Origin of the sequence: Campylobacter sp. MIT 12-5580 (assembly GCF_005406235.1) — a bacterium.
Lineage (GTDB): Bacteria > Campylobacterota > Campylobacteria > Campylobacterales > Campylobacteraceae > Campylobacter_D.
In genome coordinates this window covers 240,497-256,061 of the sequence record NZ_NXLK01000002.1, presented here as the reverse complement: position 1 = coordinate 256,061, position 15,565 = coordinate 240,497, and the positions used below count along the sequence as shown (strand labels likewise).

The window sequence follows — 15,565 nt, the reverse complement described above, 5'->3', positions numbered from 1 at the left end:
GCTTTTATGATGAAAAGGTTTTTTTTATTCGTTTTATGCACCTTTAGCTTTGTTTCAGCCCAACCAAACGAGCAAGCAGTAGAATCAAATTCTACTGCGACAAATTTTAGCCCAGATACTGCCACTTCTGTTGTAAGCAAAGAAGGTACCTTTATCAAAGTTTCAAGCGGACAAGCAAGTGCGCCAACTCAAGAAGAAGCTGTGCGACTTGCTATAATCGATGCGGTAATGAAACTTAAGGGCTTTAATACAGCAAATTTCAAACAACAAATCCGCACACAAAACTTTTCAAATTTCAATCTTTTTCAACCTCAAGTCTTCACAAGTTCAACTTTTAAAGCCACAAAAGGCTATATAGACAGCTATGAGCTTACTAAAGTAGCTTTAGAGCCAAATGGAAGGTATTTTGTGAGCGTTAATGTCTTTAAGACGCTTTTTTCACGCAATGAAAAGCCAAATTTGGTGATTTTTAATGCTTCAAGATTTAAGGCTTTGGGCGAAAACTTAGGACAAAAACTTGTTAATGATTTCACAAAAAGCAAGAAATTTAATGTCTTAGATAGAAAAAACGAAGCCTATTATAAGGCTGAAAAAGCTGTGATTGAGAGTGAAGATGGCTCAAGTGAAGATATTTTCAAGCTTGGCAATGTCATAGGAAGTGATTATATGCTGATTTTTAACCTAAGAGATATCAGCGCAAGTTCAAGTAAAAGCTCAAAGCTTACCACTCAATCAAACACGCTTAAAGGCGATGTGGCAGTGGATTATCGCTTGATCTTATTTGCTACAAAAGAGATTAAGCTTGCAAATACCATTACTTTGCAACTTAGCCTTAAAGATGAGAGTGTTAAAACAAATGAAGAAGCTTTAACAAAGATAGCAAATGCTCTTTCAAAAGACATTTTAAATGAACTTTATCCAGCTTATATCACGCTTGCAAATGAAGGCGAAGTAAGCTTTGAAGAAGAGCTTGAGCTAAACGCAGTGTATGAGTGTATAAACAAAAGCAATGGCACAAGCTCAAAGGTGCAAATCACAAGTGCCAATAAAAACAGCTCAAAAGGCAAAGTTTTACAAGGCACAGCAAGCTTTAATGATACTTGCACGCTTTCAAGCGAACAAGGCAGAGAAGCTACTTATAAACTTGGCACAAATGGCGGTGTGAATTTAGGCTTTTAAGCTCACAAAACAAAAATAGACAAAAAGACAGCTAGTCCCTTTGTCTATTTGATCTTTTTTCTACTTTTACTTAGCTTTTTTCCGTATATAGATATAAAGCACGCTTGCAATAGCAATGAGGATAAAGATAATAATAAGAATTTGGTGCAAATACTCAGCGATAAGCTCTTCATTTTGCCCTAAAAAATATCCAAGCAAGACTAAGATACTGACCCACAAAAAACTCCCCAAGCCTGTAAAAAAGATAAATCTTTTTAGGTTCATTTTCGCTAAGCCAGCTGGCATAGAGATATATTGACGAATGCCCGGTATCAAGCGACACACAAAGGTTGAAAACTCGCCGTGTTTGTTAAAAAATGCCTCAAATTTAGCAAATTTAACTTCATTGATCCCTATATATCTACCCCATTTAAGCACAAAGGCTCGCCCAAAGAAAAAGCAAAGATAGTAATTAATCAAAGCCCCTAAAATAGATCCTAAAACCCCACACGCTATACACGCGTATATATTAAACTCGCCCTTATGAGCTAAATATCCAGCCGGTATCATCACAACCTCGCTAGGAAAAGGGATAAAACAGCTTTCTAAAGTCATTAAAAGCACTATGCCAAGATAGCCAAGCTCGCTTGCAGTGTGAAGTATAAAGTCTATGAGTTCTTGCATAAATTCATTTCAACAAAAAAGAAGCAAAAGCCCAAAAAGGGCTTTTTAAAAGGCTAGGTTTATTTACCAGCAAATGAAGCTTGATTTGGATTATCAGCAGCTCCAGCTAAAAGGCATTCTCTAAGTGCATCAGCATCGGCTGGGTTGCTGACTTTGTTTTTTACCCAACGCTCGATTTGTGCCATAGTTTTTGAGGCTGGATTTGGAGCTTGATATTGCTTTGAAAGTGCTGCACAATCAGCTGCTAAGCTCAAACTTGGTAAAGCAAAAAGTGCTATTAATAAAACTTTTTTCATCTTTACTCCTTTTTAGAATTTCACATTATACATAAGCATAATGTTATCTGCTGTGCTATCAGCACCCACGCTTTTGCCTAGATTTTTACCCGGTGCTCCATTTATAGGTAAGCCTCTGTTGCCCCAAAGATTGTTAATCCTTGTATAGCTTAAGCGGAAGAATTGATTTTTATCCACTTGAGCGATCGCATACACATCAAAAGCATGTCCTCTTGTTTGTCTTATATTTAAAGGATCATTAAAGCTTGATCTTGAAAGGGTATACCAAAAACGGCTTCCGTAGAAGTATTCGCCACCAAGTTTGAAGTATTGGTTAAAATCATATCTTAAACCTACATGTGCAGCATAGGCATTTTTTCATTGAAAAGTTTTGATGTAGGTACAGAAGGTGCAAGCTCTTTTGCATCACTTCCCTTATAATAACCCAAAGAGCCAAAATAATTCAAGCCTATATCCCAAAGATTATACGCTTCAAAGTGTAAATTTACGATATCAGAATTTCCCAAATTACGCACGCCACCATAAGTAGCACCTAGTGGTAAAGAAAAATTATTCAAACGTACATAAGAAAGCATTAAGAGGTTATTACCTACACCAAATTGCTCGAAAGGAAGTCTCATCTCAGCTGAAGCATACCACAAATCAGAATCTGCCTTTGAAGTCGATCCTGACCAATCCCTAATAGTTCCTTCCTCATCATACTGATACACCTTTCCATACGCTCCACGCACTGCAAAAGCAAAATCATTAAGCAAAGCTGGCTTAAAAGTAACCACCGCTGCATCACCTAAAGTATTGATAGCAAGGGCTGGGTAGGTTGATTGGCGAAGAGCATTGTTTCTAAGGTTGCTTCCTGGACCTTCAGTTCCTGGCTGACGTCCTAAGGTGAAAACTACTTCTTCAGTGGCAAAAAGATCGATATAAGCACGACTTACATAGATACTTGATCCACTTGTGCGAGTGTTGCGTCCAGCATCTATATCAAGTGGATCGCCTACACTTGCAACATCCATTTGCCCCCAGTTTTTTGCCATAGATAAGCGACCATAGAATTTAGTATAGTCGTTAATCGCCGCATTCATATTAAGATGCAATTCACTCGCCCATTTGTTGTGAGCTTTGTATTTTTGATCGTTAATGTTGTAGGTTGTATCGCCCACGCCCATTGAAAAATCAAGACCAAATTTGATCTTATCCAAACCTGTTTGAAACTCTGTGTCATCGAGTCTTTCTTCAAGCTCACTAATCCTTGTTTCAAGTCTTTGCATAGCTGTTGGCTGAGGAGCCGGCGCAACTCTTTGAGGCGGAGTTTGTCTAGGAGCATTTTGCCTTGGGGCTGCATAAAGCGAAGAGCCAAGCAAGGCAAGAGCTAAAACTACTGAAAATTTTGATTTCATGTAAAAATCTCCTTAAAAATTTGAAATTATCGCTTGCAATTCTAGCAAAATAAAACTTAAAAACTTATATTTTTTAAAAAAATCATACAAAAAGAAGCATTTTGTGAAATTTTGACTTTAAATTCTTAGTATTTTAAGCTCAAAAAAGTAAAGATGAAAATACAAAAAACTACAAACAAACTGATGAAAGATCAAAGCCTTTATATCGTTGTTCTTAAACGATATAAAGGCTATAAAAATTGAGTTTATCTTTTTTTAGCTTTGCTTTTAAGCTTGGTGCGTTGGGTTTGGGCTGGAATTTTTTCAGCTTTTTGTGTTGAGATTTTATCTAAGTTTTGCTTACTTTTTAAAGCTTTTTTGATCTGCGTGGTTGTTTTATCATCTTGAGCCTTGGAAGTTTGGGTGTTTTTAGCTTTTGTAGTTGGACTTTTAGCCTTTTCATCTTTAAAAATCTTTATATCTTCGATAATATCACCTTGTTTAATACTATCAAGCACCTTTAAACTCGCTTCATCATTTAAATCAATCTGTCCAAACACAGTATGAACGCCGTCTAAATGAGGCTGTGGGCTATGTGTGATGAAAAACTGGCTTCCGCCTGTATCACGTCCTGCATGAGCCATACTGAGCGTGCCACGAAGGTGCTTGTGCCTTTGATTATCGCACTCGCATTCTATCTCATAACCTGGACCGCCCATGCCATTACCATAAGGACAACCGCCTTGAATGACAAAATTTGGGATTACTCTGTGGAATTTCAAACCCTTATAAAAGCCTTCTTGAGCCAAATTTGCAAAATTACACACCGCTTGAGGCGCTTCATCTGCAAAAAGCTTGAGCTTTATGTCCCCTTTAGAAGTCGTAATTAAAGCGTTTTGATACTCATTTGCCTTGCTTGTATCTATTTTTTTAAGCATTGTTTGTCCTTTTTTAATCTATATTTGTATAAACAGCTTGTACATCATCATCATCTTCAAGCTTGTCAAGCAGTTTTTCTATATCTAAAAGCTGATTTTCATCAAAACTTAGGGGCGAATTTGGCACATACTCAAGCCCAGCTTTTTTAAGCACTAAACCCTTATTTTCAAGAGTGGTGCTAAGCTCGCCAAAGGCGGTATAATCGCCCATGATTAAAAGTTCTTCTTCATTTTGTTCTAAGCTTTCAAGTCCAAAGTCTATAAGTTCTAGCTCAAGTTCTTCTAAATCGCCTTTAAAAGGCTCAAGATGAAATACTGCCTTTCTTGAAAACATAAAGCTTAAAGAGCCATTTTGTAGAAGTTCTCCGCCATTTTTGCTAAAAATAGCCTTGACATTTGCTACTGTGCGTGTGGGATTATCACTCATACACTCAACCATAATCAAAGCTCCGTGTGGAGCTTTGCCTTCATAATGGATATTTTTTATATCAGCTCCATCTTTGCCACTGGCTCGCTTTATGGCTGCGTCGATATTATCTTTTGGCATATTGCTAGCTTTTGCTGTAGCGATGGCTGAGCGAAGCTTGGGATTCATCTCAGGATCTAGCCCACCTTCTTTGGCGGCTACTTGAATAGCCTTAGCAAGTTTAGGAAAAAGCTTACTCATCTTATCCCAACGAGCCTCTTTTGAAGCCCTTCTATACTCAAACGCACGTCCCATGGCTGTCCTTTTTTCATAAAAATTTGACTTTTTAAAATGAAAGTATAGGATAAAAATGTAAATTTCAAAGCAAGCTTTCTAAGCTTAGATAAAAGCTACTTGGGATATACTAGCTTTTTTCAAATAGGGGAGAAAATGCTAGGTGTAGGCTTGGTGCTTTTAGGTGCTGTGTTTTGGGCGATTAGCGGGGTGCTGGCTGAATATCTCTTTAAGAGTGGCTTTAGCGTAGAATGGGTGAGCTTTTATAGGCTTTTATTTACTTCATTTGTGCTTATTGCTTTGAGTTTTAAGAAAAGAAATTTTGTGCTTTTTAAACACAAAAATAAAGTTTTTTCTTTGCTAGGCTTTGCTTTGCTTGGACTTTTGCTTACTCAATATGGCTATTTTAAGGCTATATTTTATACAGACGCTGGCACAGCTACGATGATACAATACTCTGCCCCACTTTTAATCATGATCTTTGTTTGCTTTAAGGCTAAGGTTTTACCTAAAAAGCTTGAAATACTTGCTTTAATACTCATTTTTATAGGATTATTTTTACTGGCAACACACGGAGATTTTCACTCTTTAAATATCAGTTTTTGGGGTTTATTTTGGGCTTTGGCTGGTGCTTTTGGGGTGGCGTATTATTCACTTGGAGCAAGGGCTATTATCGCTTCTTATGGGCTCTTTTTTGTCATGGGCTTTGCAAGTTTGTTTGCAGCTTGTATGCTTTTTGTACTTTTAGGATTTAAAATACCTTACCACGAACTTGACATAAAAGCCTTTCTAGCAATGTCTGGTATAATTTTCATAGGCACTATAGGAGCATTTTGCTTATATTTAAAGGGTGTTGAGTATATAGGAGCATTAAAAGCAAGTATGATAGCCTGCGTTGAGCCCGTGGCTGCAGCACTTATGAGCTTTGCTTTTTTAGGCACAAGATACACTTTCATAGATATCTTTGCTTTTATACTCATCATCTTAAGCGTGATTTTAAATGCGAAAAATAGGGCTTAACTAAGCTCATGAATAAGCTTGACAAATTTTAGCCTGCTTGGTTATAATCACGCTTTTTAAAAGTGTATATTTTTAGAAAATCAATCAAGGAAAAAGAGTGAAAGATCGATCTTGGCTTAGGATTATGTTCAATTCTTCAAAGTTTTTGTCTTGGATTTTTTTGCTTTTAGCTATAGCTTTTGAAGTGCTTGGCACGAGCTTTTTAAAGCTTGAAAATGTGAGTTTGGCTCTTTTTTTGATGGCTGTATTTATTGCTATTTCTTATTTTTTTATGGGACTTTGTTTAAAGCGTATTCAAGTTGGTATTGCTTATGCACTTTGGGAGCTTTTAGGCACGCTTGGTATAGTTTGTATAGCTTTATTTGTTTTTAAAGAAAGTTTGAGTTTTACTCAAATTTGTGGCATTGTTTTAGCCTTTGTTGGTATCATTTTAATCAATTTTGGCGAGGTTAAGCCATGAAAATTTATATATTTATCATCATTGCTTCAGCTATTTTAGATATTTTTGCTAACTTGGCTCTTAAAAAATCAAATGCCTTTGAGAAAAAAAGCTGGGGGATATTTGCCATTATCCTAGCTATCCTAGCCTTTTTCTGCCTTTTTTTAAGCTTAGAATATATGCCTTTAAGTATAGCTTATAGCACTTGGGGAGCTATAGGTATCATTGGCACTTGTTTGGGAGGCTATGTTTTTTATAAAGAAAAGCTTAATTTCATCGGCATTTTAGGTATAGCTTGCATTATCTTAGCTGTCGTGCTTTTAAATATTTAATTAAGCTTTTTTTCATCTTAAAAAGATAGAATTTATCAAGTTCACAGCAAAGGATAAGCCATGAAAACATTTCAAATTGCTAATGTTAAATGTCAAAATTGTGTCAATTTAATCAAAAACGCCCTTGAAGATGAGTTTGGCAGTATCAAAATCAATCTTAACACAGAGCCAAAAACTTTAAGCATAAACTTAAGTGATGAAAGACTAGCAGAGTTTAAACAAGCCCTTGAAGAGCTTAATTTTAGCATTTTAAAAGAACTTTAAGCTATGCAAGAATTGCGTGTAAAAATCGGCAAAATGACTTGCACAAACTGCTCAAATGCGATTGAGCGTATATGCTCTAAAATGCAAGGTGTTGAAAAGGCAAGTGTTTCATATCTTAACGCCAGTGGGATTTTTTTACTTTCAAGCGAGGAAGTAAAGGCAAAAATTCAACAAAAAATCAAAGATTTAGGCTATGAAGTGTTACAAAATGATGAGGATATATATGAGTTTAAACTCAAAGAGCTTCAAAAGTTAAAATTCAACCTCATCTTAAGTGTGATAATAAGTGCTTTGGCTATGCTTTTAATGATGAGTTTTCATGGGATTTTAAGCGAGCTTTTGCAGATGATTTTGGGACTTTTTGGGGTGTTTTATTGTGGGCGAGGCTTTTTTATACATGCGTTTAAGGGCTTGAAAAATCTTGCTCTTGATATGAATACTCTTGTAAGCTTGGGTTCTTTAAGTGCTGTGATTTACTCCTTTTTGGCTTTTTTGGGTATTTTCCAAACACATTTGTATTTTGCTGAAGCAAGTATGATTATCACTTTTGTGCTTTTAGGCAAATTCCTAGAAGAAAATGCTAAATTTAAGGCAAATAGCGCTCAAAAAGGGCTTGAAAAATTTGAGCTAAAAACTGCAAGATTAGTGCAAAAAGATGGCTCTTTTAGCCTTGTAAATCCTTCCTTTTTGCAAGTAGGCGATGAAGTGCTTGTTAAAGAAGGTGAAAGCATTAGCGTTGATGGTGTGGTGCTTGAGGGTAAGGCTGAAGTGGATATGAGTGTGATAAGTGGGGAGTTTATGCCCTTGCTTAAACAAAAAGGAGATGAGGTAGAAGCTGGTGGGTTATTAGTAAGTGGTTTGTTGCGTATAAGAGCGAGCAAAAAGGCTATGGATAGTAATCTTGAGCATATTAAAAATCTCATCTTTCAAGCAAGCAATGCTAAAATGCCTATAACTTTGCTTGTTGATAAGCTTTCAGCGTATTTTGTGGGTGCGATTTTAATGCTCACCCTTATCACTTTTATGGCTTGGTGGTTTATAGCCGGCTTAAATGAGGCTTTTTTGCATTCAAGTGCGCTTTTGCTTATCTCTTGCCCTTGTGCTTTAGGGCTTGCAACGCCAATTGCTTTAGTTTTAGCTATACATAATGCCTCAAAACATCATATCCTTATTAAAAACCCTAGTGCTATAGAGCTTTTACGAAAGATAAAAGAGGGGATTTTTGATAAAACAGGCACTTTAAGTGAGGAAAAATTAAGCATTTATACTCATAATTTAAGCAAAGAAAATTTTGAATTGCTTGGCAAGCTTGAGTATTTTAGCACTCATCCTATAGCTAATGCGATAAAAACAAATGATGTGGATCAAGTTAAGCATATTAATAAAGACAAGCTTGAGTTTTTCACAGCTCGTGGGCTTTTATATACAGATGAAAAGGCTGTGTTTTTAGCTGGGAATGAGACTTTTTTAAAAGAAAGAGGCGTTACAATCTCTCAAGAACAGCACAATTTTGTGCTTGAAAATGCTAACCTTGCTCCTATTGTAGTGTATTTTGCTAAAGATAAAACTTGTCTTGGCTGCGTGTGCTTGCAAAATGAGTTGCGAAAAGAAGCACATACGCTCATTGCTTCACTAAAAGCTTTAGGTATAAAAAGCCTCATTTTAAGCGGGGATAATGAAAAAAGCGTGCAAAGTGTAGCTCAAAAGCTTGATATTAAAGAATATTATGCAAATTTAAAGCCTGAGGATAAGCTTGAGTTTATTAAAAAAAGACCAAATGCCTTTTTTGTAGGAGATGGAGTTAATGATGCAGCAAGCTTAAGACTTGCGAGTGTGAGTTTTGCTTTAAATGCTGGCTCAAATTTGGCTAAAGAAAATGGGGATTTTATCTTGATGAAAGATGATTTGATGGGTATTGATTATGCTTTGAGGCTTTCTAAAAAAACCTTTAGTATTATTAGGCTTAATCTTTTTTGGGCTTGTATTTATAATGCCCTTTGCATACCTCTTGCTGCTGGGCTTGTGCCAGGTATTAGCTTAAGTCCGCATATCGCTGCTCTTGCTATGTGCTTTTCTTCTTTGTGCGTGGTGATGAATTCTTTGCGGCTTAAAAAGGATATCTAAAAAACAAGCTTAACCAAAAACTCAAATCATTCTTTTGTAGGTTCGCCAAAACACTCATCAAGCGCAGCTTTTGCCTCAGCTTGATGATCGCGAGCCTTTGCTCCTTGCCTTAGGCTTGCAAACTCGGCTTTTAAATCCTTTTGAGGCGTTAAACCTTGAGCATTTTGAAAATCTTGCGTTTCATTTATATTTTTTTTTTCGTCTAAATTTGAGCTTTGTTTAGCTTTTTGTAAATCCTGAAGCTTGCTCTCATCAATTTGCATAGCTTTTTGCACACTGAGTTTGGCATTTAAAAGCTTTAAGGCAAGCTCTTGGATAAGCTTAAAGCCACGATTTAAAATACCTTTATCTTCCTCGCTAGCATGAGAACTTATACTTAAAATATCATTTTCAAAGCTTATAAAGGCTGTGGAACGTTCAAAACATTGTCCTAAGGTATAATCCCTATCATAAATTGCTTCAAGTAAGCGTTCATAAGGATTTTTCTTTTCTTCTTTTATGCTTGTTTGAGGGCTTGGCTCATTAGGGCTTATCTTTTGCGTGCTTATAAGTTTTTCTTCATTTTGTGGTGCTTGAGCCTTGTTTAAGTTTTGAATTTCTTCATCAATACTCTTAAGAGCACTTGCTTCCATAAGCATAAAAGCCATAACGCAAAGCACAAAAGCATCATCATCGCAGTGAGCAAGCATGGTTTTTGCTCTTGAGAGTATCCTAAAAAAACGTTCATAAACAAGCAAAGAAAATTCCTCGCTTTTAGCAAAAAAACTTTCTTTAAGATAAAAAATCATCTCATCTATAACATTGCTCGCTTCATAATCTTGCAAGCTTTTTAAAAACTCAAGCACCTTTTCTTTATCTTTTTGTAAGATAAGCGTATAAAACTCACTCACCTTTTGAGGATCTAAAAATCCAAGCATTTCAGCCATTTTAAGGCTAGTAAGTTCATTTTCACAAAAGATAATGGCTTGATCTAAAAGTGTAAGTGTATCCCTTAAAGAGCCCTGCCCGCTTCTTGCGACAAGTTTTAAAGCTTCATTTTCAAATTTCACGCCTTCTAAATTTAAGATATGCTCTAAATGTTTTACAATCTCACTTTGAGGAATTTGCTTAAAACGAAAATGCTGAGTGCGAGAAAGCACGGTAGCAGGTAATTTTAAAGGATCAGTAGTTGCCAGTATAAACTTAACATAACTTGGTGGCTCTTCAAGGGTTTTTAAAAGAGCGTTTGCTGCTTGAGGCGTAAGCATATGCACCTCATCGATGATGAAGATTTTAAATCTTGCCATAGAAGGAGCGTATTTGGTTTGCTCGATAAGCTCTTGAATGTCTTCTAAGCCCCTATGAGAAGCTGCGTCCATCTCGATAATATCTATATGCTTGCCCTCAAGTGCTGCTAGACAATGTTTGCACTCCCCACAAGGTGTGGCACTTGGTCCTTTTTCACACACCAAGGCACGCGAAAAAATCCTTGCACTTGAAGTTTTTCCACTCCCACGAAGCCCTGAAAAAAGATAAGCATGGGCTAGGCGTTGGTGGTTTAAAGCGTATTTTAAGCTCGTGCTAATCGTGCTTTGCCCGATGAGTTCATCAAAGGTTTTAGGGCGGTATTTAATGGCAAGGGCTTGAAGCATTGTTACTCTCTTTGAATTTTCAATTTATTCGTTCATAATAGATAAAAGCTCGACATTGTCTTTAGTTTTTAACATCTTTGAGTATAAAAATTTCAAGGCTTCTACATCGTCCATTTGAGAAATGGCTGAGCGAATCGCCCAAATTTTTTGCAAATCACCCGGATTCTGTAAAAGTTCTTCTTTTCTTGTGCCTGATTTGATGATATTAATGGCTGGATAAATTCGGCGATCTGAGATATTGCGATCAAGCACGATTTCACTATTTCCTGTGCCTTTAAACTCTTCAAAGATCACATCATCCATTCTTGAGCCTGTATCTATAAGCGCAGTTGCGACTATGGTTAAAGAGCCGCCATTTTCTATATTTCTAGCTGCTCCAAAAAAGCGTTTTGGTTTATGCAAGGCATTGGCATCAACGCCCCCACTTAAAACCTTGCCAGAACTTGGAGTAGCGGTATTATACGCTCTTGCAAGTCTTGTTATGCTATCAAGCAAGATGATAACATCTTGTCCCATTTCTACCATTCTTTTTGCTTTTTCTATGACAAGTTCAGCTACACGCACATGATTATAAGCTGGTAGATCAAAAGTTGAGCTAAACACCTCTCCTTTAACACATCTTTGCATATCAGTAACTTCTTCTGGACGCTCATCGACTAAAAGCACGATGAGTTGCATTTCTGGGTGATTTCTAGCAACTGCTGCAGCTAGTTCTTTCATGAGCTCAGTTTTTCCTGTGCGAGGAGGTGCTACTATAAGTCCTCTTTGCCCCTTGCCTATGGGCGTAAAAAGATCAAGCACGCGTCCTGTAAGTTTAGTGGCTTCATATTCAAGTTTGATTTTTTCTGTTGGAAAGATAGGGGTTAGATTGTCAAATAAAGGACGTTCTCTTGCTTCTTGCAAAGGCATATAATTAATGGCTTCAATCTTAAGCAAGGCATAGTATTTTTCTTGATCCTTTGGCTCTCTAACTTGTCCTGTAACGATGTCTCCTACTCTTAGGGCGAATTTGCGAATTTGAGAGTTTGAAACATAAGCATCATTTACACTATCGCTTAAATTTGCGTCCATTCCACGCAAAAAGCCATAGCCTTCATTTGAAATTTCTAAAATCCCTGTAAAAAGTATAAAGCCACCTGCTTTAGTTTGAGCTTTTAGTATCTCAAAGATAAGCTCTTGGCGACGCAGTTCTCTTGGGTTTTCAATGCTAAGTTCATTAGCGATTTTAACGAGACTTTCTAAGTCTTGCAACTTTAAATCTTCGATTTTATACCCCTCCACTGGAATGTGGGTTCTTTGTTTTTTGTTATTTTCCATAAAACCTCGTAAGTTAGATAAGTAGTTTGTTTTGTATGTTTAAGCTTAAATTCATTTGTAATTATAAGCAGTTTTACTTAAAAAAAAGCTAAATTTGCATTTTTTTATACCTAAGCCCTTTTTCAAGCAAATATGCTACAATTAAAACTTTAAATTCGCAATAAAGAAAGTAATAAAACAAAGAAAAAGATGAAATGCACACATTGCAAGCTTGAATTTAATAAGGCACAAATGCTTGAGAAAAACGGACATTTTTTTTGTTGCAAGGGCTGTGAAAGTGTGTTTGAGATACTTGAAAATAAAGGCTTAACAAGCTTTTATGAAAAGCTTGGCACACAAAGCCTTGAGCCAGCCAAATTAGAAGAAATAAGTAATTTTGATAATTTTGTGCGTCATAACAAAGACGGCTTTAGTGAAATTCATCTTATCATCTCAAAAATTCATTGTGCGGCATGTATTTGGCTTAATGAAAAAATTCTCATCAGCGAAGAAGGCATTATCGAAGTGCAAATCAGCCCCTTAACGCACAAAGCACGTATAGTTTTTGATGAAAAATCAATCTCTTTAAAGCAAATTCTAACCCTCATTCAAAGCATAGGCTACACAGCAAGTGCGTATGATCCTTTAAAAGCTGAGTCAAAAGCTATAGCTTTAAAAAGGGAGTTTTACTCAAAGCTCATCGTTGCCATAGCTTGCGTGATGAATATCATGTGGATAAGCATAGCAAAATACGCTGGTTTTTTCAGCGGTATGGATGAGGAGACAAAAGATATTTTAAATTTTGCTGAGTTTGTTTTGGCAAGTCCGGTGCTGTTTTACACCGGCTCAAGCTTTTATCAAGCCGCTTTTTATGCTTTAAAAAATAAAATCGTTACTATGGACTTACTTGTCATTAGCGGTTCAAGCTTGGCGTATGTGTATTCGCTTTGGGCGATGTTTTCAAGGGTTGGGGAAGTGTATTTTGACTCAGTGGCGATGATTATTTGCTTTGTTTTTGTGGGAAAATACCTTGAAGTGCTGATGAAAAAAAATGCAAGCGATACGATGGATAGCTTAAGTGAGTTTTTAAAAGCTGAAATTCTAGTGTTTGATGGCGAAAAATTTGTAGCAAAAGATCCGTATGCGGTGCAAATTGGCGATATTATCAGCCTTAAAACTGGCGATAAAATCATCATTGATGGAATTTGCACCAAAGGCGAGGCAAGCATAGATAGCTCAAGTTTAAGCGGGGAAAATGAACCTATCTTAATCAACAAAGGCAAAGAGCTTTACTCAGCTTGTATAGTCATAGATGGAAGCTTAGAATACAAGGCTACTAAGCTTTACAAAGACTCAAAACTCAGCCAAATCATCTCCTTGCTTGAGCTTTCTCAAAACAAAAAGCCAAAAATTCAAAGCCTAAGCGAAAAAATCAGTATGTATTTTTCAAGAATTATGCTTGTTCTGGCTTTACTTTGCTTTGTGCTGTGGTTTTTTGTGCTTCAAAGCTCCTTTGAGCTTGCTTTGGTTACAGGAATTTCAGTTTTAATCATCGCTTGTCCTTGTGCCTTAGCTCTTGCAACGCCCATTAGCAATCTTATCGCTTTATTTAAGGCTTTGCAGTTTAAAATTTTGTTTAAAAACTCAAGCGTGATTGAGGACTTAAGCAAGTGCAATCAAGTTGTGTTTGATAAAACTGGCGTCTTAACCTCTGCAAAACTTGAAGTTTCGCGCTTTGAATGGAGCAAAAACTTAAATTTAAACGAACTCTTAGGCTTTATCAGTCTTTCAAAGCACCCTGTATCTGCAAGTTTGGCTGAGTTTTTAATCAAAAAGGGAGCAAAAGATGAAAATTTAAATTTCACAGATTTTAAAGAACTTAGAGCAAAAGGCTTGAGTGCGAGCTTAAATGGGAATTTTTTGCTTGGTGGAAATGCGTATTTTTTAGAAGAAAAGGGCTTAAATGTCGCATATAGCTTTGAAAATTCGCATTTTATTTATGCAAAAAATGATGAAATTCTTGCTTTTTTTGAATTTAAAAGTGTGCTAAAAAAAGGAGCAAAAGAGCTTGTTGCTTACTTAAAAGATAATCAAATTCCTATGATAATGCTTACTGGAGATAATGAAAAAGCCGCAGCAAAAATAGCTAAAGAGCTTGATATAAAGGACTTTAAAGCTTCTTGTCTGCCACAAACAAAAATGCAAATCGTGCAAGAGCTTAATAAAAAATACAAAGTTTTAATGGTAGGCGATGGCATAAATGATGCTTTAGCCTTAAAAAATGCAGCTGTTGGCATAAGCTTAAAGCAAGGCTCTGATCTAGCAAATGAAACAAGTGATGTGATTATGCTAAGTGATGATTTAACAAGCCTTAAAAATGCGCTTAGGCTTTCTAAAAAAACCTTTGTTATCATTAAGCAAAACCTTGCTTTTTCTTTATTTTATAATGCTTTGACTATACCGCTAGCTTTTTTAGGGCTGATTAATCCACTCATCGCCGCTCTTTCAATGTCTGCAAGTAGTATAGTTGTGGTGCTTAATGCTTTGCGTATAAAGGGGCTTAAATGAATGGTGTGATTATGATGATGATAGCGGTGTCGATTTTTGTCTTTTTTATCGCTTTAAGCGCATTTTTATGGGGGATTAAAAACAAACAATTTGATGATGAATACAAATTTACAAGCTTAAATGATAGCGAAGAAGCCTTACATGATGCGATCAAGCTTGAAGAGCGAAAAAAAGAAGCTTTGAAACGCAAAAAATTTCAAAATGATGAAAAAAACATAAAAAAATAAAATTTCAAAAAAGAATTTCGTAAGAAAAAGAGCAAGGAAAAAATTCCTTGCTCAAAAAAGCTTATTTTAGGGTTTCGATGTATTCTTCAATCGCCTTAAAATCAGCTTCAGTTAAGCCTTTAAGGTTGATCTTCATAATCGCACCTTGTCCATAAGCATTTCTCTTGCCCTCAGCATAATCTTTCATATACTGAAGTCTCTCAGCTGATGTGAGAGAGTTTAAAGCTGGAACTTTGTTAAGATACACTTTTTCAGCTTTTGCTCCATGACAAACCGCACATTTTTTATAAAGTGTCGCTCCATCAGCAGCGTAAGCTGAAATCCCCATACAGGCTAAAGCTGTAATTGCTAATACTTTTTTCATTTGTTCTCCTTTTTGAAAAAATTTAATCAATTGATTATACATTATTTTTGTTTAACTTTGTCAAATTTTTTATCAAATTCTCAAAACATATCACAACGATAAAGACAAAATAAATGAATTTTTAAGCTTTTTTTCTCTATGATATGAG

Annotated in this window: 14 protein-coding genes and 2 pseudogenes; 8 read left to right on the top strand and 8 right to left on the bottom strand. The window is 36.1% G+C overall.

The features are described from left to right. Positions 1 to 9 precede the first annotated feature (9 nt). On the top strand, positions 10 to 1,179 hold the full coding sequence (locus CQA38_RS03295; protein WP_170999464.1) for a CsgG/HfaB family protein: 1,170 nt from the start codon (positions 10 to 12) through the stop codon (positions 1,177 to 1,179). Between the two features lie 66 nt (positions 1,180 to 1,245). On the opposite strand, the gene CQA38_RS03290 is transcribed toward CQA38_RS03295, so the two are convergent. The 5 genes and pseudogenes from CQA38_RS03290 to CQA38_RS03270 all read right to left on the bottom strand — a co-directional run bounded on the left by CQA38_RS03290 (position 1,246) and on the right by CQA38_RS03270 (position 5,173). After that, positions 1,246 to 1,842, bottom strand: a complete 597-nt coding sequence (locus CQA38_RS03290) for a DedA family protein (RefSeq protein ID WP_137632555.1) — start codon at positions 1,840 to 1,842, stop codon at positions 1,246 to 1,248. Between the two features lie 59 nt (positions 1,843 to 1,901). Further along, positions 1,902 to 2,138, bottom strand: coding sequence for a hypothetical protein (locus CQA38_RS03285; protein WP_137632554.1), 237 nt, complete (start codon positions 2,136 to 2,138; stop codon positions 1,902 to 1,904). Between the two features lie 12 nt (positions 2,139 to 2,150). After that, positions 2,151 to 3,535 (bottom strand): annotated as a pseudogene (locus CQA38_RS03280) (DUF3373 family protein). Between the two features lie 449 nt (positions 3,536 to 3,984). Beyond that, positions 3,985 to 4,452 (bottom strand): annotated as a pseudogene (locus CQA38_RS03275) (peptidylprolyl isomerase); the annotation flags it as partial. Between the two features lie 13 nt (positions 4,453 to 4,465). Beyond that, complete coding sequence (locus CQA38_RS03270) at positions 4,466 to 5,173, bottom strand: YebC/PmpR family DNA-binding transcriptional regulator (protein WP_137632553.1); 708 nt, start codon at positions 5,171 to 5,173, stop codon at positions 4,466 to 4,468. A gap of 135 nt (positions 5,174 to 5,308) precedes the next feature. Between CQA38_RS03270 and CQA38_RS03265 the strand changes: the two genes are divergently transcribed. The 5 genes from CQA38_RS03265 (at position 5,309) to CQA38_RS03245 (ending at position 9,331) form a co-directional block, all read left to right on the top strand. Further along, positions 5,309 to 6,172, top strand: coding sequence for a DMT family transporter (locus tag CQA38_RS03265; protein ID WP_137632552.1), 864 nt, complete (start codon positions 5,309 to 5,311; stop codon positions 6,170 to 6,172). A 124-nt stretch (positions 6,173 to 6,296) separates the two neighbouring features. Further along, on the top strand, positions 6,297 to 6,632 hold the full coding sequence (locus CQA38_RS03260) for a multidrug efflux SMR transporter (protein WP_137632636.1): 336 nt from the start codon (positions 6,297 to 6,299) through the stop codon (positions 6,630 to 6,632). Positions 6,633 to 6,634: 2 nt separating this feature from the next. Then, a complete protein-coding gene (locus tag CQA38_RS03255) occupies positions 6,635 to 6,943 on the top strand; it encodes a multidrug efflux SMR transporter (RefSeq protein WP_137632635.1) in 309 nt (102 codons plus the stop codon). A gap of 60 nt (positions 6,944 to 7,003) precedes the next feature. Continuing rightward, positions 7,004 to 7,207, top strand: coding sequence for a heavy-metal-associated domain-containing protein (locus CQA38_RS03250; RefSeq protein ID WP_137632551.1), 204 nt, complete (start codon positions 7,004 to 7,006; stop codon positions 7,205 to 7,207). 3 nt (positions 7,208 to 7,210) lie between these two features. Continuing rightward, positions 7,211 to 9,331 (top strand): cation-translocating P-type ATPase, encoded by a 2,121-nt coding sequence (locus CQA38_RS03245; RefSeq protein WP_137632550.1) that lies wholly within the window; start codon positions 7,211 to 7,213, stop codon positions 9,329 to 9,331. Between the two features lie 26 nt (positions 9,332 to 9,357). Here CQA38_RS03245 and CQA38_RS03240 read toward each other — a convergent pair whose 3' ends face one another. Together CQA38_RS03240 and rho are read right to left on the bottom strand one after the other, a co-directional pair. After that, a complete protein-coding gene (locus CQA38_RS03240) occupies positions 9,358 to 10,962 on the bottom strand; it encodes a DNA polymerase III subunit gamma/tau (protein ID WP_137632549.1) in 1,605 nt (534 codons plus the stop codon). 24 nt (positions 10,963 to 10,986) lie between these two features. Then, on the bottom strand, positions 10,987 to 12,279 hold the full coding sequence (gene rho, locus CQA38_RS03235; RefSeq protein ID WP_137632548.1) for a transcription termination factor Rho: 1,293 nt from the start codon (positions 12,277 to 12,279) through the stop codon (positions 10,987 to 10,989). A 189-nt stretch (positions 12,280 to 12,468) separates the two neighbouring features. On the opposite strand from rho, the gene CQA38_RS03230 reads away from it, so the two are divergent. Both CQA38_RS03230 and ccoS read left to right on the top strand, forming a co-directional pair. Beyond that, complete coding sequence (locus CQA38_RS03230) at positions 12,469 to 14,826, top strand: heavy metal translocating P-type ATPase (RefSeq protein WP_137632547.1); 2,358 nt, start codon at positions 12,469 to 12,471, stop codon at positions 14,824 to 14,826. Further along, a complete protein-coding gene (gene ccoS / locus CQA38_RS03225) occupies positions 14,823 to 15,053 on the top strand; it encodes a cbb3-type cytochrome oxidase assembly protein CcoS (RefSeq protein ID WP_137632546.1) in 231 nt (76 codons plus the stop codon). The genes CQA38_RS03230 and ccoS overlap by 4 nt, the downstream gene beginning before the upstream one ends. Positions 15,054 to 15,114: 61 nt before the next feature. On the opposite strand, the gene CQA38_RS03220 is transcribed toward ccoS, so the two are convergent. After that, positions 15,115 to 15,417 carry a c-type cytochrome gene (locus CQA38_RS03220; RefSeq protein WP_137632545.1) on the bottom strand — a complete coding sequence of 101 codons (303 nt, stop codon included), beginning with the start codon at positions 15,415 to 15,417 and terminating at the stop codon, positions 15,115 to 15,117. Positions 15,418 to 15,565 lie beyond the last annotated feature (148 nt).

Excerpts from the sequence above, each read along its gene's own strand:
- CQA38_RS03270 (WP_137632553.1), bottom strand. The coding sequence starts at position 5,173 with ATGGGACGTGCGTTTGAGTATAGAAGGGCTTCAAAAGAGGCTCGTTGG.
- CQA38_RS03265 (WP_137632552.1), top strand. The coding sequence starts at position 5,309 with ATGCTAGGTGTAGGCTTGGTGCTTTTAGGTGCTGTGTTTTGGGCGATT.
- CQA38_RS03285 (WP_137632554.1), bottom strand. The coding sequence starts at position 2,138 with ATGAAAAAAGTTTTATTAATAGCACTTTTTGCTTTACCAAGTTTGAGC.
- CQA38_RS03260 (WP_137632636.1), top strand. The coding sequence starts at position 6,297 with ATGTTCAATTCTTCAAAGTTTTTGTCTTGGATTTTTTTGCTTTTAGCT.
- CQA38_RS03240 (WP_137632549.1), bottom strand. The coding sequence starts at position 10,962 with ATGCTTCAAGCCCTTGCCATTAAATACCGCCCTAAAACCTTTGATGAA.
- CQA38_RS03230 (WP_137632547.1), top strand. The coding sequence starts at position 12,469 with ATGAAATGCACACATTGCAAGCTTGAATTTAATAAGGCACAAATGCTT.
- rho (WP_137632548.1), bottom strand. The coding sequence starts at position 12,279 with ATGGAAAATAACAAAAAACAAAGAACCCACATTCCAGTGGAGGGGTAT.
- ccoS (WP_137632546.1), top strand. The coding sequence starts at position 14,823 with ATGAATGGTGTGATTATGATGATGATAGCGGTGTCGATTTTTGTCTTT.
- CQA38_RS03220 (WP_137632545.1), bottom strand. The coding sequence starts at position 15,417 with ATGAAAAAAGTATTAGCAATTACAGCTTTAGCCTGTATGGGGATTTCA.
- CQA38_RS03290 (WP_137632555.1), bottom strand. The coding sequence starts at position 1,842 with ATGCAAGAACTCATAGACTTTATACTTCACACTGCAAGCGAGCTTGGC.
- CQA38_RS03295 (WP_170999464.1), top strand. The coding sequence starts at position 10 with ATGAAAAGGTTTTTTTTATTCGTTTTATGCACCTTTAGCTTTGTTTCA.
- CQA38_RS03250 (WP_137632551.1), top strand. The coding sequence starts at position 7,004 with ATGAAAACATTTCAAATTGCTAATGTTAAATGTCAAAATTGTGTCAAT.
- CQA38_RS03245 (WP_137632550.1), top strand. The coding sequence starts at position 7,211 with ATGCAAGAATTGCGTGTAAAAATCGGCAAAATGACTTGCACAAACTGC.